The sequence below is a fragment of the Nocardia terpenica genome (assembly GCF_013186535.1).
GTDB lineage: Bacteria > Actinomycetota > Actinomycetes > Mycobacteriales > Mycobacteriaceae > Nocardia > Nocardia terpenica.
This window is the reverse complement of sequence record NZ_JABMCZ010000003.1, coordinates 2090358-2108915: the sequence shown is the minus strand read 5'-3', so window position 1 is coordinate 2108915 and position 18558 is coordinate 2090358. Positions and strand designations below refer to the sequence as shown.

The window sequence follows — 18558 nt, the reverse complement described above, 5'->3', positions numbered from 1 at the left end:
GTGGCAAGCGACCGAACGAGTATGCGCGCGTACGACCGTGCCCGGCGGTCCATCGGGGCGGCGGTCGGCGTCGGCGGGGTGCTGTGGGTGGTGGCCCACCTGCCGATGATCCTGCGGCAGGCCCAGATCGTGAGCCCGTGGTGGACACCGGTCGCGGTCGTCGCGCTGGTAACCACCAGCGGCGCGCTGGCGGGCGCGGGCCTGCGCGGCGGCGTCGTCGCGGTCCGGCGGACGGCGCTCGCGCTGGCGGCGACCTTCCCGCTCTGCGTGGGCGCCCTGCCGCTCGCCTGCCGGTACGCGTGTTTCGCCCCGGAGGGCACCTGGCTGCCGCCGCTGGTCACCGTCACCACCGTCGCGGGTGTGCTCGCCTGGCCGCGGGCATGGCCGGTGTATCTGCTGGCGGCGGGCACTTTGGGGGTGGCGGTGGATCTCTACGTGTCCGGCGGCCCGGGGGTGCACAGCCTCGGGCAGAGCCTGCTGCGCACCTATCTCGCGCAGGGGTTCTTCGCCGCGATCGCCGCCCGCGTGCTGCACGCCGCGGGGCGGCTCGACGAGGCGACCGGCATCGCGGTCCGGCAGGCGACGGTGGCGGCGACCATCGAGGCGACCGATCAGGAGCAGGCGCGATTCGCCGGACTCATCCACGACAGCGTCCTGGCCACCCTGCTGGAAACGGCGCGGGCCGCGGGCGGGCCGGGCGCGGCCCGCGCGGCCGCACGCACGCTGCGGCAGCTGGCGGAGATCGGCGACGATCGCGCCGCCGATCGGCCGATGACGATCCCGGCCGCGCTGGCCGCGCTCAGCAAGGCGGTCACCGAGGTCGATACCTCGATCGCGGTCCGCGCCCGCATCGCCCGCGACGCGGGCACCCTCGGCCTGCCCCGCGACGTGGTCACCGCGATGGCGGCGGCGCTCGGCGAGGCGGCCCGCAACAGCGTGCGGCACGCCGCACCGGACGGACGCGCGGTCTCGCGCCGGGTCGCCGTCGTGGTCGACGAGGGCGGCGCCAGCGTCCGATTCACCGACGACGGTGTGGGATTCGATCCGGCGCGGGTGGCGCTGGACCGGCTCGGCGTGCGCCACAGCATTCTCGGTCGGATGCGGCGGCTGCGCGGCGGCGACGCCGTCGTCGAGACCCGGCCCGGCCGCGGCACCACGATCACGCTGCGCTGGACGCACGCCGATCCGTCCGAACCGGCGCTGCCCGCGCTGATCAACGCGCACAGCCCGGCCGGGGCCGCGCTGCTGGTCCTGCTGCTGCTCGCGATCGTGCTGTGGATGCTCGGCGAGCTGGACTACGGCACGGATCCGATGCTCGCGGCGGTGGCCTACGGCCTGACCGCGCTGACGGGCGTGGCCGTGCTGGCGCCCCGGGCCGACCCGCTGTCGTGGCCCGTGACCTGGCTCGCGGTGGCGGTGGGTCCGATCGCGGCCGCCCTCACCATCGCCGGTTACGCGGGGACGACGCCGCTGTACCACGTGTTCTGGATCGCGGTCGCCTACTCCTATTCGCTGGCGGTGATCGCCATCCGGAGCCGGATCGGGCCCGCCGCAGTCGGATTGGCCGGTGTGGCCGTGCCGATCCTGGCGGCCGGGGGCGGGATCGGCGGAATGCTGGACGCGCTGGCCTCGCCCGCGGAGACGGTGGTGGCGGCCGGGGTGCTGACCGCGTCGCTGCGCCCGACGCTGAGCTCCTTCCACGCCGCCCGCGCGGTGGTGGCCGCCCACGCCGGCGCCGAGGCACGGGCCGCGGCGCTGAGCCGGGAACGCGAACGGCAACTGGCCTATCTGGACCGCACCGCCCGCCCCGTGCTGGAGCGGATCGCCGCGGGCCGCCCGCTGTCGGCGGCCGCCGTCGAGGAGTGCCGCCTGCTGGAGGCGCAGCTGCGAGATCGGTTGCGCGCCCCGGGATTCGCGGTGCCGGAGTTCGTGCGGGCCGCCCGCCGGGCGCGGCGGCGGGGTATCGACGTGACGGTGTTCGACGACGGCGGCCTCGGCGATGTCGCCGACCGGGTCCGTGCCCTGGTGATCGAGACCGCGGTGGCCGAGCTCGACACCACCCGCGCGGGGCGGGTCACCGTGCGCGCGCTGCCGCCGGGCCGCGACACCGTCGCCACGGTGGTGGTGTCCGCGCCCGACCGCTACCGGCGCATCGAGGTCGACCCGACCGGCGCGGTCGCCAGGACCTCGGAAATCATTCCCGCCCACCAGGATTCGGAGCGCTCCGAACCGGCCCGCTGACCGCTCAGGGGCGGCACACCGCCGAGTGCGACGGGCCGCCGATCAGGGAGATCAGCCCGCGCGGGAACAGGATGCCGTAGAGGGAGATGTCCAGGCTGCAAATGTAGGCCTCGTTGTAGGCGCCCAGCTGGGTGGCGTTGCCGAGATCGGCGAGGGCGCCCGGCAGGTCCACCGCGGCCTGGTCGAGTTTCGCGCCGTTGTCCAGCAGCAGGGTCAGCGCGTCGCGCACGGACCGCTGTGCCGGTGCGATTTTGGGCTGTGCCGAGGCGACCGCCCGCACCATCGAGTCCGCGCCCGCGGCGATCTGCACGGTGGCGCTCTGCAGCGACCTGCCCTGCTCGTACAGGCCCTCGACGAGCGCCCGGGTCTGGGTGACCAGCGTCTCCAATTCGTCTCCGCGAGCGGCCAATCCGCGCATGGTGCCGGAGAGGTTGGCGATCACGTCGGCCAGGATGGCGTCGCGGCGCTCGAAGTCGGCGGCCACCGCCGCGGCCTGAACAATGAAGGAGCTCAACGAGACTCGGTCTCCCTGCAGCGCCTGAACGAACGTCTCCGACAGCTCGTTCACCCGCTGGGGCTGCAAATTCTCGAACAAAGGCTGAAAACCGTTGAGCAGACCGGAGATATCGAAGGAGGGCTCGGTGCGCTCCGGCGGGATGGAGGCGCCCGCGCGCAGCGGGGCCGGATCGCCCTTGTCGCCCGGCGCCAGCGCCACGTACCGCTGGCCGATCAGATTCTGGTAGCGCACAAGGGCTTTCGTGGTTCCGTACAGGGTCTGCGTGCGCTGCACCCGCATCGTCACCCGGGCCAGGTACCGATGCGTCTTCGGGTCGCGGATCAGGTCGATGGCGTCCACCGCGCCGACCCGCACCCCCGCCATCCGCACGTCGTCACCGGCCCGCAGGCCCAGCACATCGGTGAACACCGCCGAGTACCGGTCGGTCGGACCCGAGACGCTGTGCGCCAGCGTATTCCACATCACCGCGATCAGAAGCAACGAAACCACGACGAACGCACCGAAACCCAGCACCGGCCGACGCAGCCCCCTCAGCATCGGACCGCCCCCGGCGCGGGCGATACCGGCATACGTGCGAGCAAACCACGCCTCCTCGAACTTTCCGCGAAAACCCGATCAATGGCAATGATTCAGCTACCGCGTGGAGAGTACCGGGAAGCCTCGCCCGCCGCCACCGCCACACCGAGACCGCCGAAATCGGGGCCCGCGAACCGGCCCGATGCCGACAACAGCCCGGCATAGTCGACCCATGGCTCCACCCAATCCGGGCTCCCGCGCCCGCTTCGCCCGCATCGTCGCCGCCAGCGTGGCGGGGACGACGATCGAGTTCTACGACTTCTTCCTGTACGGACTCGCCGCGGCCCTCGTGTTCGACAAGGTCTTCTTCCCCGGCAGCGACGCGCTGACCGGCGTACTGCTGGCGATGGTCACCTACGCCGTGGGTTTCGCCGCCCGGCCGCTGGGCGGGGTGCTGTTCGGGCATCTCGGGGATCGGCTGGGCAGGCGGCGGACTCTGTCGCTGAGCCTGGTGGTGATGGGCGCGGCGACGGTGGCGATCGGGCTGATCCCCGGCTACGCCACCATCGGCGTCGCGGCCCCGATCCTGCTGGTGGTGCTGCGGCTGATCCAGGGGCTGGCGCTGGGCGGCGAGTGGGGCGGCGCGGTGCTGCTGGTGGCCGAGCACGGCTCGGCCCGCCACCGCGGATTCTGGAGCAGCTGGCCGCAGACCGGCGGGCCGCTGGGCAATCTCATCGCAACCGGCGTGCTGGCGGTGCTCGGCCTCGGCATCACGGGCAGCCAGTTCCAGCAGTGGGGCTGGCGCATTCCGTTCCTGCTGTCGATCGTGCTGGTGGCCGTGGGGATCTGGCTGCGCCACTCGGTGGAGGAATCGCCGATCTTTCTCGACGCCGCCCGGCGGCAGGCCGACGGCGGCCGCGCGCCGATCCGGACCGTGCTGGCCCACCACCGCAAGCCGGTGCTCCTGGCCGCCCTCGCCGACGTGGGCGAGAAGGCCACCTACTACACCTTCAACATCTTTCTGCTCACCTACCTGACGCAGGTGGTGCACGTGCCGAAGGCCACCGCGCTGACCGCGATCACCATCGCGTCCTTCTTCCAGGCCGCGGCCATGGTGGGCGGCGGCGTCCTGTCCGACAGCTACGGGCGCCGGATCTCCAGCGTGATCCTGGCCGTGCTCATCGCGGCGTGGGCGCTGCTCGCGCTGCCCTGGCTGAGCGGCGGCCGGTTCGGCGTGATCGTGGCGGTGATCGTCGTCGGGCTCACCCTGCACGGCCTGCTCACCGGGGCGCAGGCGCCGTTCTTCGCCGAGCTGTTCCCCAGCGAGGTGCGCTACACCGGGGCCTCGCTGGGCTATCAGCTGGCCACCGTGGTGGGCGGCTCGCTGGCGCCGATCGCCGGTATCGCGCTGCTGCACCGGTATTCGTCGACGCTGCCGGTGGCGCTGCTGCTGTGCCTGGCACTCGCGTGCACCATCGCCGCATTCGCGTGGGCGGGCGAGACCCGGCGGCGGGATCTGCGGGCGGTGTCCGGAGCGGACACAGCTTCGGCGACACCGGTGGAGGTCGCGTCGTGATCCCCGCGATCCTGGCGATCGACCTCGGCAAGACCGGCTGCCGGGGCTCGCTGCGCCTGGACGGCGTGCAGAAGGACTACGCCGAGACCGCCGGTGCGCCCGGACTCGCGGCGGTGAACGGGGTGTCGGCGGCGGCCCGCGCCATCGCCGAGGTCATCACCCAGATCGTGGATCTGCCACCGGATTTCACCATCTCGGTGGGCAGCGCGGGCGCGGCCTCGGCGCCCGAGGCGGCCGCGCGGCTGGCCCGGCAGCTGGCCGAACTGCCGGGCGTGCTGTCGGTGGCCGTCACCTCCGACGCCGTCACCGCGCACGTCGGGGCGCTGGGCGGCAGCCCCGGCGTGGTGCTGGCCGCGGGCACCGGGGCGGTCGCGACGGCCGTGGACGAGACCGGGCGCTTCGTGCGGATCGACGGCTGGGGCCCGCTGCTGGGCGACGAGGGCAGCGGCGGCTGGATCGGCACCGAGGGCCTGCGCGCCGTGCTGCGCGCCCACGACGGGCGCGCCCCGCGCACCGTGCTGGAGGCGAAAGTGAGCGAGTGCTACGGCATTTCGCCCGACGAGCTGCCCCGCCACCTCGGCGGCCAGGACAATCCGACGCTGCTGGCCGCGCGCTTCGCCCCGATCGTGGCCGAGGCCGCCGCCGTCGACGAGACCGCGGCGGCCATCATGGGCGAGGCCGCACAGGCGCTGGCGCGCACCGTGTTCGCCGCCGTGGAGCGCTGCGGGCTGCGGCCGCCGGTGCCGTACACCATCATCGGTGGGCTGACCAAACTCGGTGTGGCCCTGACGGATCCGCTCAACCGCGCCATCGCGCCCGTGGTGCACCACCGCAGACCGCACGGAGATCCCGTGGACGGGGCCGCGCTGCTCGCCTCCGATACCACGACCGTCCTGGAAACGCAGGTGATCCGGTGTACTTGACAATCATTGACAGACAACGGATCTCGGCCGACAATAAGTTACACGCCTGTCACCGCCCTTCCGGAGAGTCGCGATGAACGCACTCAATGTCGCCGTCATCGCGGTGTATCTCGTCGTGGTCGCGGGAATCGGCCTGCGCCGCTCCGGAAAACAGCGCTCCAGCAGCGACTACTTCGTCGGCGAGAACAGGATGCCGTGGTGGACGGTGTGCCTGTCGGTGGTCGCCACCGAGACCAGCGTGCTCACCGTCATCTCCATCCCCGGCGGCGCCTACACCGACCAGGCGTTCGGCAATGTGGAACTGGCGCTGGGCTACATCATCGGCCGCAGCGTCGTCGCGCTGGCGCTGATCCCGCTGTACAAGCGCGGCGGATTCGTCAGCGCCTACCAGTATCTGCGGCTGCGGTTCGGGCGCTACCTGCAGGGCGTGGCGGCGGTGACGTTCGTGGTCACCCGGCTGCTCGCCGAGGGCGTGCGGCTGTTCGCCTCGGCGATCCCATTGCAGTTGCTGCTCAACGAGTTCGGGCTGCACCTGGGCTACGACGTCATCATCGTCGCGCTGACCGTGCTGACCGTCGTCTACACCTACCTGGGCGGCATCAAGGCGGTGATCTGGACCGACGCGCTGCAGCTGGGCCTGTACCTGGTCGGCGCGCTCATCGCGCTCGCGGTGCTCAGCGGCCATGTCGGCGCGACCGGTTGGTCGAAGGCGTTGCACGCGGGCAAATTCCGGCTCTTCGACACCGATTTCGGCGCGGCGCACATCCTCACCTCGAGCTTCGCCCTGCCGACGGCGATCATCGGCGGCGCGCTGTTCTCGATGGCCTCGCACGGCTCGGATCAGCTGATCGTGCAGCGCATTCTGGCGACGAGGTCGCTGCGCGACGGCCGCCGGGCCATGATCGGCTCCGGCGTGTTCGTGGCGGTGCAGTTCGCCGCGTTCTCGGCGGTGGGCGCGCTGCTGTGGGCCTACCACGAGGGACGCAGCCCCAAGCAGCTGGGCCTGGCCACCTCCGACGATCTGTATCCCGACTTCATCCTGCACCAGCTGCCGGTGGTGATCTCGGGCTTGCTGGTGGCCGGAATACTCGGCGCCGCAATGGGTTCGCTGTCGGCGGCACTGAACTCGATGGCCAACTCGACGGTCGCCGACATCATCCGCAGCTTCTCGCGGCGGGACATCCCCGATCGAATGCTGCTGCGGCTGGGGCGGATCATGACCCTGGTGTGGGCGGTGCTGATGGCGGTGTTCGCCATGGGCTTCAGCGCCACCACCGGCAATGTGTATCTCACCGCGCTCGCCATCGCCGGGTACACCTACGGCGCCCTGCTCGGCGCGTTCCTGCTCGGGCGACTCGTGCGGCGCGCCAACGAATTCGACGCGATCGTGGCCTTCGTGGCGACAGTGGCGGTGATGGCGGTCGTGGTGCGCGCGGTCAAGATCGACGTCACCGTCGGCGTCACGGTCGTCCAGAAGGGCGTCGCCGCACAGTGGCTGGTGCCGATCGGTGTGCTCGTCACGCTCGCCGTCGGGGGAATGGCGAGTAGATTCCATGCTGCCCCCACGAAACCCGAACCGGCCGAGGCACACTGGTGAATCATCTCGACGATGACGACGTCCGAACCCGCCTGCTGACGGCGATGCCGCGGCTGCCACCGACCGGGCTGCGGGTCGCGCGGGTGATCCTGCACGACCCGCCCGGGACCGCGCAGCTGACCGTGAACCAGCTCGCCGACCGCGCCGCCACCAGTACCTCGGCGGTGGTCCGGCTCGCGAAATCGCTGGGCTACGAAGGCTATCCGCAGCTGCGGCTCGCCCTGGCGGCCACCGGCGCCGAACCGGGCACGCCCGTGTTCGCCTCCGACATCACCGCCGAGGACAGCCTGGGGCGGGTGCTGCACAAGCTGACCGCCTTCGAGACCGAGGGCATGGTCGCCACCGCGGAGCAGGCCGACCCGGCCACCCTCACCGCGGTGGTGCAGGCCCTGGTCCGGTCGCGCCGCATCCAGCTGATCGGCATCGGCGCCTCCGGGCTGGTCGCCACCGACCTGGAGCAGAAGCTGACCCGCATCGGGCGCTGGTGCCGGGTCAGCACCTCCGAGGACGACGCGCTGGTGCAGGCCAGCCTGCTGGAGAGCGAGGATGTGGCGGTCGCCTTCTCCCATTCCGGGGAGACCGCCGCGATCGTGGAGGCGCTGCGGCGGGCGGGCGCGCGCTCGACCACCGTCGCGGTGACCGCGGGCGCCCAGTCCCGGCTGGCCCGCGTGGCGACGCATACCATCGTGGTAGGGGGGCGTGAGGACGGCTTCCGTTCCGCGGCCATGGCGAGCCGGATGTGTCAGTTGCTCGTCGTCGACGCCCTGTATATAGGAGTGCTGCAACGCACGCCGTCGGCGGTGACCGCGTTGCGGCGCACCCACGAGGCAGTAGCGGATCGGCGCAGCAAGGAGGCGACGTGAGCGACATCGGTGCGCGCACGACCGAGACCCCCAACCCGCGGAGCACCACCCTGGACACCATGCCCGTCGAGGAATTGCTGCGCATTATGAATGCCGAGGACGCCCTGGTGGCGCCCGCGGTGGCGCCCACCGTGCCCGACATCGCGCGGGCCGTGGAGTTGATCGTCGCGGCCCGGGCCCGCGGTGGCCGGTTGATCTACGTCGGGGCGGGCACCAGCGGTCGGCTCGGCGTGCTCGACGCCGCCGAGTGCCCGCCCACCTTCGGCACCGATCCGAGCGAGGTGGTCGGCCTCATCGCCGGTGGCGCACAGGCATTGACGCATTCGGTGGAGGGCGCCGAGGACGATCCGGACCGTGCGGCCATCGATCTGGCCGCGGTCGGGCTGATCGCCGCCGACGTGGTGGTGGCACTGGCCGCGAGCGGGCGCACCCCCTACGCCATCGGCGCGCTGCGGTACGCGCGGTCGATCGGCGCGGGAACGGTGGCCGTGTCGTGCAATCGCGACGCGGAGCTGACCGCGTGCGCCGACATCGGCATCGAAATCGACACGGGCCCCGAGATTCTGACCGGTTCCACCCGCCTGAAGGCGGGCACCGCGCAGAAGCTGGTCTGCAATATGCTCTCGACCGCGGTCATGGTCCGCTCCGGCAAGGTATACGGCAACCTGATGGTGGACATGGTCCCGTCCAACTCCAAACTGGTAGACCGCGCCCGCCGCATAGTCGCCCAGGCCACCGGCGTCGACTGCGCCACCGCCGCAGCCCTTCTCGACGCCGCCGACGGCCACCCCAAAACCGCCATAGTCATGCACCTGGTAGGCGTCGACGCCACCCAGGCCCGCCGCCTCCTCGCGGGCGCAGGAGGGTTTGTGCGCCGCGCTGTCCCGGATTGATCCCGGCCAAAAGCACGCCGGGAACAAGAGAGTCAGCCTGCCGGGAAGACGAGAGTACTGCCGTCATCCCGGCGGGCCGGCTCCCTTGATCCCGGCGGGCTTTTGGCCGGGATCATAACCGATGCGGAAAATGAACGACATGTGGTGGTTCGGTGTATCGGAGGGGGTGGGGATCGGTAGCGTATTCGCCAGCGATCTTGCCTGCCGAATGTGCGGGGGCAGTGGCATCGGCGGAGGTTAATGTGCAGTACGTCATGGGAATTGTCGGCCTGGTGGCCTTTCTGTTGCTCGCGTGGTTACCGAGCATGGACCACCGGGCCGCGGGGAAGAAACTGATTCGGGTCGCGCTGCTGATCGCGGTGCAGTTCGTGCTCGCATTCCTGATGCTGAAGACCGGCGTCGGCACGGCGCTGATCAAGGCGATCCGGGACGGGTTCGCGCACATTCTCGGATATGCCGCGCAGGGCACCCAGTTCGTGTTCGGCGATCTGACCAAGGTCGGCACGATGCCGGCGTTCTTCTTCTCCGTGCTCATGCCCATCGTGTTCGTGTCGGTGCTGATCGGCATCCTGCAACACATTCGGGTCCTGCCGCTGATCATCAAATATCTCGGCCTGGCGCTGTCCTGGGTGAACGGCTTCGGCAAGGTCGAGTCCTTCAACGCGGTGGCCTCGCTCATCCTGGGCCAGTCCGAGGTGTTCATCTCGCTGCGCAGCATGCTCGAGCGCATCCCCCCGCAGCGCATGTATACCCTTGCGGCCTCGGCGATGTCGACCGTCTCGGCCGCCATCCTCGGCGCGTACATGCAGCTCATCGACGCGCGCTACGTGGTCGCGGCCGTGGTGCTGAACCTGGTCGGCGTCTTCGCGGTGACCTCGCTCGTCAACCCCTACACCGTGACCGCCGAGGAGGACGCCGAGCTGCTGGCGGAGCCGCGCGACGACGAGCACCGGTCGCAGTCGTTCTTCGAAATGCTGACCGACTACATTCTCGTCGGCTTCCGGGTGGCGTTCACGGTGGCGGCCATGCTGATCGGCTTCATCGCGCTGCTGGCAATGGTGAACGGCATTTTCGCGGCCCTGTTCCACGGCACCACCTTCCAGGACGTGATGGGTCATGTATTCTCGCCGTTGGCATTTCTGACCGGGATTCCCTGGCACGAGGCCGCCGACGCGGGAACGTTCATGGGCACCAAACTCGTGTCCAACGAGATGGTCGCGATGACCCAGCTGCACGAGAACAAGCACGGGCTGTCCCCGCACTCGATGGCGATCGTGTCCACCTATCTGGTGTCGTTCGCGAATTTCTCCAGCATTGCCATCCTCATCGGCGCGGTGCGCAGCATCAACAAAAAGCAGGGCCTGGTGGTGGCGCAACACGGCCTGCGCCTGCTCTACTCGGCCACCCTGGTCAGCTTCATCAGCGCCACCATCGTCGGCCTGCTCAGCTGAATTCGTCTCGTTCGGAAATTCTCCGATCGGTAATTCCGTTGCAAGAGACGGGTGTACGGGAATCGGGAGACTACCGTGTGGAAGATTTGCAGAACGTGCGGCGTGGAACACGATGCGGCGGCGGAGATCTGCCGCATCTGCGCCGACGAACGGCAGTGGGTGCCCGCCCAGGGCCAGGAGTGGGTCACCCTCGACGAGCTCGCCGCCGCGGGCCATCGCGTGGCGCTGCGGGAGCTGGAGCCGGACCTGTTCGGCCTCACCGTCGAGCCGCACTTCGGCATCGGCCAGCAGTCGCATCTGCTGCGGACTCCCGCGGGCACTGTGCTGTGGGACGTGACCGGCTACGTCGACGAGCAGGCCGCGCGGCTGGTGCGGGAACTCGGCGAGGTCGTGGCCATCGTGCCGAGCCATCCGCATCACTATGGCGCGCAGGTCGAGTGGAGTCGGGCGCTGGGCGGGGTGCCGGTGCTGGTGGCAGCGTCCGATCTGGAATGGGTGGCGCGCCCGGATCCGGTCGTCGAATCCTGGTCCGGCCGAGTCGATCTGCTACCCGGTCTCACCCTGCGCCAAGTGGGCGGGCACTTCCCCGGCAGCGCGGTGGCGCACTGGGCGGCCGGGGCGAACGGCCGGGGAGCACTGTTCAGCGCCGACACCGTCAAGGCGAATCCGGATCGCATGTCGGTGTCGTTCATGCGGAGCTACCCCAACCGCATCCCGCTGTCGGCGGCGGTGGTCCGCCGAGTCGCCGACACCGTCGCCGAATTCGAGTTCGACCGGCTCTATGACAACTTCGGCATGACCATCGATACCGACGCCCGAACCATTGTGCAACGCTCCGCGGAACGCCACATCCGTTGGGTGAGCGGCGATTTCGACAACCTCACCTGACCGTCAGTCGTCCAATCCATTGCCGTTGACCGACGACGCCGTGCGCTTCTTCTCCGCACGCGCGCGGCGGCGCTCGGCGCGCAGCTCGGCGAGTTCCTGCTCCAGCGTCTCGGCGATCCGGAACTGGCCGGTGTCGTAGAGGCTGGGGTCGGTCGTCGGGTCGGGCTCGGGGTCCTTCGGCTTGTCCTTCTTGCCGTTGGCCGGGGCGCTGTCCTTGCCGTCGGCGCGCCAGCTCTTGGTGGTGGTCGCCGTCGACTTCGGGGTCCAGATGTCGGGTTCGATTGTCGGCTCGACGGTTTCGGCGTCGCTCACCTCGGGCTTGGCGGCCTCGGCCTCCTCCGGCTGCTCCGGGGCGGGGGCCTTGGGCAGCGCGGGCAGCGGCGCGGGGCCGGGGCGGGTGTCCGGGGCGCTCTGGCGGATGAAGCTCACGAACGTCGGCAGGGTGCGCCGGATCTGCTCGGCCGGGTCGGGCAGGTCCTGAATCTGTTCGGTGGCACGGACGATGGCCTGCCCGTAGCGGTGGCTGGCGGCGTCGTGCACCAGCAGCGCCACACCGATCATGACCGGCGCCACGGCGTGCACGCCCACGTCGTACCACGAGCCGGAGCGCAGATACGGGTAGGTGTTCAGGCCGACGGTGAGCGCCAGCAGGGCGAGTTCGGCGGCGGCAACCTGCTTGCGGCTGTCCAGGATTCCCCACTCGGCGACCTTGTTGGTGCCGATCATGATGATGACGAGGCAGACGCTGATCATGCCTTCGAGCAGGTAGCTGAACCAGTACAGCGGGTCGCCGGGGCCGCCGGGCGCGATATTGTGCTGGACGTTGACGGCGGACCACAGCATGCCCACCATCACGACGCCGGCCAGCGACCGCAGCGACCACGCGCGGTGCCGGTACAGCGAGGCGAGCTTGGCGTGCGGACTGGATTCGCGCCGCTGTGCGGCGATCGCCCTGCGGGCCATCAAGAGATCACGCATGTCGGCCTTCGCGATCGCTTCGGAGGTCTGCCGGGCGCGATCGGAAGCCGAGGCCGCCGCCTGCACGTTCTTCCAGCGCTGATCGCGTTCCTGCTCGCGAATGCGCTCGGCCAGATCGCGTTCGGCCTGTAGCTCACCTTCCGACAGCGCCTCCGTCAGCGCCGGGTCGAACTGGTACGCCAGTCGCCCGCGGGCCTTTTCGACCCGCTTCGCCAACTGCGCGACGTCGTCGCCCGCGGGTTGTTCGATGGTCAATTGGACCACCGCCCAGTCAGATGCGGTGGCGCATACATGATCACGAGTGGGAACGGCACAGGACATTAATAGTCGATTCGGTGCCGCTAGCGAAACTGTAGATTTGCCGATTCGGGCCTCGTGTCGGCGTGGCGCGCACGACACGCCGAAGGCGGCAACCGCAAGTCAGCAGTGTGACAGTACAGTTCGCCCGTTATGCCCCGGCCAAAAGCACGCCGGGGCCATCGGGGCACACACGCCCGGGCATCAGGGCAAGTCGGACCATCGCGACTAAGCCGCCGCCGCATCGGAGCGCAGCAGTCCCATGGTCGCCTCGATGTCGTCGACGTCGACGACGAGGCGGGTGAAATCGGTACCGCTCAGTTCGATTCGGACCGCGCGGCCGTCGAAGAGGGTGTCCCAGAATTCCTTGCGGCCCTTGCCGCGGAAGGTGCCCGCGGCGATGACGCCGGGGAAGAACGTGCCGGGGGTGCGCACCCACGGCGGGCGGCGGTCCACCTCGGCCGGGACGACCGCGGTGATGTTCGACAGGTCGAAGCGCAGTTCCTCGCGCAGCGACAGGAATCGGTGCGCGCCCTGCACGTGCACCGTCACCGTCGTTCCCGTGAGCTCGAACTCGACCATCGCGCACCTCACTTGTCGTCGAGAGCATCCGTCTGTGTCGAGCCTGCCCAACGCTCCTGGTGGCAACCTGTGCCGTTCCTATGATTTCTCTCAGATTCGACACGCCTTCGTCACACTCGTCCGGTTCCGCGCCGTCCTGCGTAGGCTCACCGGCATGCGACTGAGCACACGAAATCAGCTCGACGGAACCGTCCTATCGGTGACCCGCGGCGAGGCGATGGCGGTGGTGCGGGTCCGCTTGACCGGCGGCGACGAGATCACCTCCTCGATCACCCGCGATGCCGTCGAAGACCTCGGCCTGGCCGAGGGCGCCCAGGTCAAGGTCCTGATCAAGTCGACAGAGGTCACCCTGGGCATCGAGTAGCCGCGTCACCGCATCAACCCGGTCCGCTTCACGGTGGTCAGGATCGGCACCGTCTCCACGCTGGTCGACCGGCCGAGCGTGCCCAGCGTGTCGGTCAGGAAGGCATACAGGCCGGTGAGGTCGGCCGCGGCGACGGCGACGAGCAGGTTCGTGGCGCCGGTGGTGGCCGCGGCGAAGCGCACGCTGGGGTGTGCGCTCAGGGTCCGCCCGGCGTGTTCGAGGTCGCCGGGCGGGACGGTCAGCCACAGCAGGGCCTCGGCGTGCACACCGAGCAGGGCGAGATCGAGCTCGGTGGCGACGCGGATCACCTGCCCGCGCAGCAGGGCCTCGAGCCGCCGCCGGGCGGTGGCGGCGGTCATGCCGGTGGCGGCGGCCAATTCGCCGTAGCCCGAACGGGCGTCGGCGGTGAGGGCCGCGAGCAGGTCGTGGTCGACGGCGGGCGGTGGACCCGGAATCGGCTGCGGCCGAAGGGCTCTCAGGCTCGCGATCTCGGTGTCCGACAGCAGCCCGCCGGTCCATTCGAAGGCGGTCGGGAAGACCCGCAACAGATTCTGCGCGGTCCACGAGTCGACGGCGGAGGTCGCGGGCAGGTCCCGCAGCAGCAGCGTATTGCGGGCGGCGGGGTCGTCGAGGAAGACCACGATGCCGAGTTCGTCGCCGCCGCCGAGGATTTCGACCCAGACGGTGTCCGGGCGGCGGGCCAGGGCGCGGGCGACCGCGCCGATTCTATTGGGGCGGCAGCGAACTCGAAGCGCCACCGGTGTCAGCGCCGGGAAGCACGCGGGATTGCGCACCACCGTGGCGCGCAGGGTCCCGTCGGCGTAGAGCGGGGCGGCCCGGCGCAGGACGGTGCGCTCGGACAGGCCGAGGCAGCGACCGAGGGTGCGCCAGGAGGCGCGCGGGGCGGCCAGCAGGGCGGCGGCCAGCCGCTGCTCGGTCGGGTCGAGCCTCTGTCGCATAATCCACTGTCTCATGCCCGGCGATGTCGGACTATCCGCAAAGTAGTGCGCAACCATGTCCGCGTTGGACCATCGGGCGGTAGACCTCTGTCATGAGCACTCTTTCGGACAGTCGGCAGCGGCCGGTCGTCGAGACGGCCTCGGGTGCGGTGCGCGGCGTGGCGACGGCCGCGGGCGCATTCGCCTTCCGCGGCATCCCGTTCGCCGCCGCGCCGGTCGGAGATCTGAGATTCGCCGCGCCGCAACCGCATTCGGGGTGGACCGGCATCCGCGACGCCGCCGCGGCCGGTCCCGCGGCGCCGCAGTGGCCGTCGCGGCTGGAGGCCGTGGCGGGCACCCGGGTGCCGAACTGGGCCGAGAACAACTGCCTGACCCTGAACGTCTGGACCCCCGACGCCGCGCCGGATGCGTCGCGGCCGGTGCTGCTCTGGTTCCACGGCGGCGGCTTCACCAGCGGCAGCGGCGGCTGGGACTGGTACGACGGGGCCCGGCTGGCGGCGCTGGGCGGCATCGTGGTCGTCACCGCCAACTACCGGCTCGGGCCGCTGGGGTATCTGTACCTGCCCGAGATCGGGGCCGACAATCTCGGTTCCCAGGACCAGGCCGCCGCGCTGCGCTGGGTGGCCGACACCATCGCGGCGTTCGGCGGCGATCCGGGCCGGATCACCGTGGGCGGCCAGTCGGCCGGTGCGTTCTCGGCCATGGCGCTGGCCACCGATCCGGCGACCGCTCCCCTGGTGCGCCGCGTGATCGGGCAGTCCGGGCCGTGGGGCCTGTCGTCGCCGACCCCGGCCGAGGCGGCCCCGACGGTCGCGGCGTATCTCGAGATCCTGGGTATTGCCGCGAATTCCGATGTGGCGAAACGGCTTCGGGAACTGCCGGTGAGCCGGTTACTGGCCGCCAATGCCCGGCTCGCTGCGGCGACCGCGCGACCGGGCTCGGTCGCACCGGCCCTGTATCCGGTGCTGGGCGGTGCGGGACACCCCGAGCCCTTCCGGGACGCGGTGGCGCGCGGCGCGCTGGCCGACAAGGACGTGCTGCTCGGCACCACCGACGACGAAATGGCCTCCTTCTACGCGTTCAATCCGATGGTCCGCACCGCCACCCGCGACGAGGCGGTCCGCATTCTCGACGGCCTCACCGACGGCGCGGGCGCGGAGCGGTACGCGAAATACGAAGCCGCACACCCGGATGCCGACCCGGCCGCGGTGCTGACGGCCGTCGCGACCGACCGCTTCAGCAGCGAACCCGCCGCCGAGTTCGCCGCTCTCGTTGCGGCCCAGGGCAATCCGGCACACATCTACCGTTTCGGCCGCCGACCCGTCCCGGACCTCTACGAGCTGGGCGCCGTGCACTGCGCCGAATTGCCGTTCCTGTTCGGCACCTTCGACGCCTACCCGAACGCGCCGATGCTCGGCACGGTAAGCGCGGCCGACCACGCCCTCGCGACGGCATTCGGCGGCGCGCTGGCGGCATTCGTGGCGACCGGTTCCCCGAACGGCCCCGGCCTCCGGACGTGGCAGCCGTACCGCTCCCCCGCCGATGTCCGGCCGTTCGACCGGTGAGCTAATCGACCGGAACCGGGTGGTGAGACACCGGAACTGGGGGCACACGGCCGAAGCTTCCGCCCGGAAATCACCCCTAAGATCGCGGTATGCGCTTTGGACCACGGATATCGGGTGTCGCGGCCTTCGCCGTGCTGATGATCGTGGCGGTCGCGACGGCATGGGCTCAGCAACCGCACGGACACCGCCCGGCATCCGCGCCCGCCGATACATTCAGCGCCGAGCGGGCATTGCGGACGGTGACGGCCATTGCCGCCCGGCCGCATCCGGCGGGTAGCGCCGAACACGACCGGGTCCGTGACCATCTGGTGGGCGAGCTGCGAAACCTCGGTCTGGACACCGAGATTCAGAGCGGCGTCGGCCGGTGGCCCGAGGCGTTCCATCGCGATGTGATGGCCATGGGCCGGGTGGACAATATCGTCGCCCGCATACCGGGCAGCGCGCCCACCGGAACGGTGTTCCTGACGGCACACTACGATTCGGTGCCCTCCGGCCCCGGCGCGAACGACGACGGGGTCGGCGTGGCGACGATTCTGGAGACGGTGCGCGCGCTGCGCGCCGCCCATGCCACCCCGCGCAATTCCGTCGTGGTCCTGCTCACCGACGGCGAGGAGAACGGAACGCTCGGCGCGGAGGCGTACGTCGCCGCGCATCGAGACGAGTTGCGCGGCGGGGTGGTCGTCAATCTGGAGGCCCGCGGCGCGGGTGGCGCCCCGGTGCTGTGGCGCACCACCCGCCCGGACGGCCGCCTGATCGACGCGGTCGCCGCGAGCGCGCCGTATCCGAACACCGATTCGCTGTCGACCGCGCTCGCCGGTGACCAGACCTCGAGCAATACCGACTACGCCGCGTTCCAGCCCGGCGGCCTGCGCGTGCTGGACTGGGCCTACGCGCAGCGAAGCGCCTACTACCACAACCCCTTCGACGATCCGGCGCACGTGGATCCGGCGACCGTGCAGCGGATGGGAGACAACACCCTCGCGCTCGCCCGGGAATTCGGCGGCCGGGACCTCACCGCCGCGGACGAACCGAATCGCGCCTACCTCTCGCTGCCGTTCGGGCCGCTGCTGATGATTCCGGTGTGGGCGGTAATAGCGCTCGCCGTGCTCGCGCTGCTGGCGGTGGTGTGGGTGATCGTCCAGGTGCGCAGGTCCGGCGAGGCGTCGGTGCGGGGCGTAGTGGGCGCTGCGGCAACGGCATTCGCCGCCGTGCCGATCACCATGGCGGCGGTGTACGGGCTGTGGGCGGCGGTGCTGGCCGTCCGGCCCGACTATCGGCCGCTGTTCGGTGATCCGTATCGGCCCGGGTGCTATTACGCGGCGGTGGTCGTGCTGGCCGTCGCGGTGCTCATCGCGGGATTTCTGCTGTCGCGGCGATGGTTCGGCCCGACGGCCGCGCATGTGGGCCTGCTGGCGTCGGCGGCGGTGGTGAGCGCGGCGGCGGCCGCCCTCGCGCCGACCGCGGCGGTGGTCTTCGTGATCCCGACCTGCATTGCGGCCCTGGGTGTCGCGGCGACCCTCGTGCTGCCGCGGGCCTGGCGGCTGCCCGTGTTGACGCTGTCGCTGATCCCGGCGGCGGTCCAGGTCGGCGGCACGGTCTGGACGGCGCTGGCGGCCGGGATTTCTGGCGCGCCGTACCTGGCGGCTCCCACCCTGGCCCTGCTCGGCGGCCTCCTGCTGCTGCCGCTCGCCCAGGCGTGGCCGCGGCGGCGGGTCGCACTGATTCCGGCGACGGCGGTGCTGCTCACCGTCGCCGCGACCGCGGCCGGGCTGGCGGTGGACCGCTTCGACGACCGGCACCCGCTGATGTCGCAGCTGGTGTACGCGCTGGACGCCGACCGGCAGGAGGCACGGTGGATGTCCCGTACCGCGCCCAATCGCTGGACCGGTGGCTTCCTCGACAAGCACCCGCCCACAGGACAGTTCGCCGAGCTGCTGCCGCAGGCGGTCGCCAGCCGCCCCGCCCCGGCGCAGGCGCTGCCCGCGCCGATCGTCGACATCGTGTCCGACAGCACCGAATCCGGTCAGCGAACGGTCCGGCTGCGCGTGCGCTCGCCGCGCGGTGCGACCGCCCTGGAGCTGCGCTACGACACCGAGGTGCGGTCGCTGCGCGTGGCCGGGCGGGAATTCACGCCGGTGCCGAGGCGGGGCGTGCTGTTCTACGCCCCACCCGCCGAGGGCATCGACATCGACCTCACCGCACCCGCGGGGCCGCTGCCGCTGACCGTGCTCGACCGCACCTATCTCCCGGATTCGAAGCTGGCGGCACTGGGTACCGTCCCGCCGGACATCTTCTTCCGGCAGGACAGCGAGGCCATCGTCTTCGGCCGGGTACCGGGCCTGTAGCGC

15 protein-coding genes are annotated in these 18558 nt (G+C 70.8%); 11 read left to right on the top strand and 4 right to left on the bottom strand.

The window, feature by feature from the left end:
- Positions 1 to 2241, top strand: coding sequence for a DUF8320 family protein (locus HPY32_RS31325; RefSeq protein WP_156673873.1), 2241 nt, complete (start codon positions 1 to 3; stop codon positions 2239 to 2241).
- Between the two features lie 4 nt (positions 2242 to 2245).
- Here the strand turns inward: HPY32_RS31325 and HPY32_RS31320 are convergent, their stop codons facing one another.
- Positions 2246 to 3295, bottom strand: coding sequence for an MlaD family protein (locus tag HPY32_RS31320; protein WP_067578251.1), 1050 nt, complete (start codon positions 3293 to 3295; stop codon positions 2246 to 2248).
- Between the two features lie 211 nt (positions 3296 to 3506).
- Between HPY32_RS31320 and HPY32_RS31315 the strand changes: the two genes are divergently transcribed.
- From HPY32_RS31315 to HPY32_RS31285, 7 genes are all read left to right on the top strand, one after another.
- Entirely contained in the window at positions 3507 to 4850 is a 1344-nt protein-coding gene (locus HPY32_RS31315) for an MFS transporter (protein ID WP_067578249.1), read from the top strand.
- Positions 4847 to 5773, top strand: a complete 927-nt coding sequence (locus HPY32_RS31310; RefSeq protein WP_171983132.1) for an N-acetylglucosamine kinase — start codon at positions 4847 to 4849, stop codon at positions 5771 to 5773. The genes HPY32_RS31315 and HPY32_RS31310 overlap by 4 nt, the downstream gene beginning before the upstream one ends.
- A gap of 73 nt (positions 5774 to 5846) precedes the next feature.
- Complete coding sequence (locus HPY32_RS31305) at positions 5847 to 7370, top strand: sodium:solute symporter (protein ID WP_067578247.1); 1524 nt, start codon at positions 5847 to 5849, stop codon at positions 7368 to 7370.
- On the top strand, positions 7367 to 8233 hold the full coding sequence (locus HPY32_RS31300) for a MurR/RpiR family transcriptional regulator (protein WP_098696665.1): 867 nt from the start codon (positions 7367 to 7369) through the stop codon (positions 8231 to 8233). Before HPY32_RS31305 ends, HPY32_RS31300 begins: the two co-directional genes overlap by 4 nt.
- Entirely contained in the window at positions 8230 to 9126 is an 897-nt protein-coding gene (gene murQ, locus HPY32_RS31295; protein WP_082870585.1) for an N-acetylmuramic acid 6-phosphate etherase, read from the top strand. Before HPY32_RS31300 ends, murQ begins: the two co-directional genes overlap by 4 nt.
- Positions 9127 to 9368: 242 nt before the next feature.
- Entirely contained in the window at positions 9369 to 10577 is a 1209-nt protein-coding gene (locus tag HPY32_RS31290; RefSeq protein ID WP_067578245.1) for a NupC/NupG family nucleoside CNT transporter, read from the top strand.
- A 102-nt stretch (positions 10578 to 10679) separates the two neighbouring features.
- Positions 10680 to 11465: an MBL fold metallo-hydrolase gene (locus HPY32_RS31285; RefSeq protein ID WP_231951315.1), complete on the top strand. Its 786-nt coding sequence runs from the start codon at positions 10680 to 10682 to the stop codon at positions 11463 to 11465.
- 3 nt (positions 11466 to 11468) lie between these two features.
- Here the strand turns inward: HPY32_RS31285 and HPY32_RS31280 are convergent, their stop codons facing one another.
- Both HPY32_RS31280 and HPY32_RS31275 read right to left on the bottom strand, forming a co-directional pair.
- A complete protein-coding gene (locus tag HPY32_RS31280) occupies positions 11469 to 12707 on the bottom strand; it encodes a hypothetical protein (RefSeq protein ID WP_373686683.1) in 1239 nt (412 codons plus the stop codon).
- 261 nt (positions 12708 to 12968) lie between these two features.
- A complete protein-coding gene (locus HPY32_RS31275) occupies positions 12969 to 13322 on the bottom strand; it encodes a hypothetical protein (RefSeq protein WP_067578243.1) in 354 nt (117 codons plus the stop codon).
- A 154-nt stretch (positions 13323 to 13476) separates the two neighbouring features.
- Here HPY32_RS31275 and HPY32_RS31270 point away from each other — a divergent pair, with 154 nt between their 5' ends.
- Positions 13477 to 13686 carry a TOBE domain-containing protein gene (locus HPY32_RS31270; protein ID WP_067578241.1) on the top strand — a complete coding sequence of 70 codons (210 nt, stop codon included), beginning with the start codon at positions 13477 to 13479 and terminating at the stop codon, positions 13684 to 13686.
- A gap of 5 nt (positions 13687 to 13691) precedes the next feature.
- Here the strand turns inward: HPY32_RS31270 and HPY32_RS31265 are convergent, their stop codons facing one another.
- Positions 13692 to 14645 carry an Lrp/AsnC family transcriptional regulator gene (locus HPY32_RS31265; RefSeq protein ID WP_067578239.1) on the bottom strand — a complete coding sequence of 318 codons (954 nt, stop codon included), beginning with the start codon at positions 14643 to 14645 and terminating at the stop codon, positions 13692 to 13694.
- 92 nt (positions 14646 to 14737) lie between these two features.
- Between HPY32_RS31265 and HPY32_RS31260 the strand changes: the two genes are divergently transcribed.
- The gene (locus HPY32_RS31260; RefSeq protein ID WP_067578237.1) at positions 14738 to 16210 is read left to right on the top strand and encodes a carboxylesterase/lipase family protein; all 1473 of its coding nucleotides are present in this window, start codon (positions 14738 to 14740) and stop codon (positions 16208 to 16210) included.
- Between the two features lie 89 nt (positions 16211 to 16299).
- A complete protein-coding gene (locus HPY32_RS45040; RefSeq protein WP_082870584.1) occupies positions 16300 to 18555 on the top strand; it encodes a M20/M25/M40 family metallo-hydrolase in 2256 nt (751 codons plus the stop codon).
- Positions 18556 to 18558 lie beyond the last annotated feature (3 nt).

Excerpts from the sequence above, each read along its gene's own strand:
- HPY32_RS31270 (WP_067578241.1), top strand. The coding sequence starts at position 13,477 with ATGCGACTGAGCACACGAAATCAGCTCGACGGAACCGTCCTATCGGTG.
- HPY32_RS31265 (WP_067578239.1), bottom strand. The coding sequence starts at position 14,645 with ATGCGACAGAGGCTCGACCCGACCGAGCAGCGGCTGGCCGCCGCCCTG.
- HPY32_RS31320 (WP_067578251.1), bottom strand. The coding sequence starts at position 3,295 with ATGCTGAGGGGGCTGCGTCGGCCGGTGCTGGGTTTCGGTGCGTTCGTC.
- HPY32_RS45040 (WP_082870584.1), top strand. The coding sequence starts at position 16,300 with ATGCGCTTTGGACCACGGATATCGGGTGTCGCGGCCTTCGCCGTGCTG.
- HPY32_RS31305 (WP_067578247.1), top strand. The coding sequence starts at position 5,847 with ATGAACGCACTCAATGTCGCCGTCATCGCGGTGTATCTCGTCGTGGTC.
- HPY32_RS31315 (WP_067578249.1), top strand. The coding sequence starts at position 3,507 with ATGGCTCCACCCAATCCGGGCTCCCGCGCCCGCTTCGCCCGCATCGTC.
- HPY32_RS31275 (WP_067578243.1), bottom strand. The coding sequence starts at position 13,322 with ATGGTCGAGTTCGAGCTCACGGGAACGACGGTGACGGTGCACGTGCAG.
- HPY32_RS31260 (WP_067578237.1), top strand. The coding sequence starts at position 14,738 with ATGAGCACTCTTTCGGACAGTCGGCAGCGGCCGGTCGTCGAGACGGCC.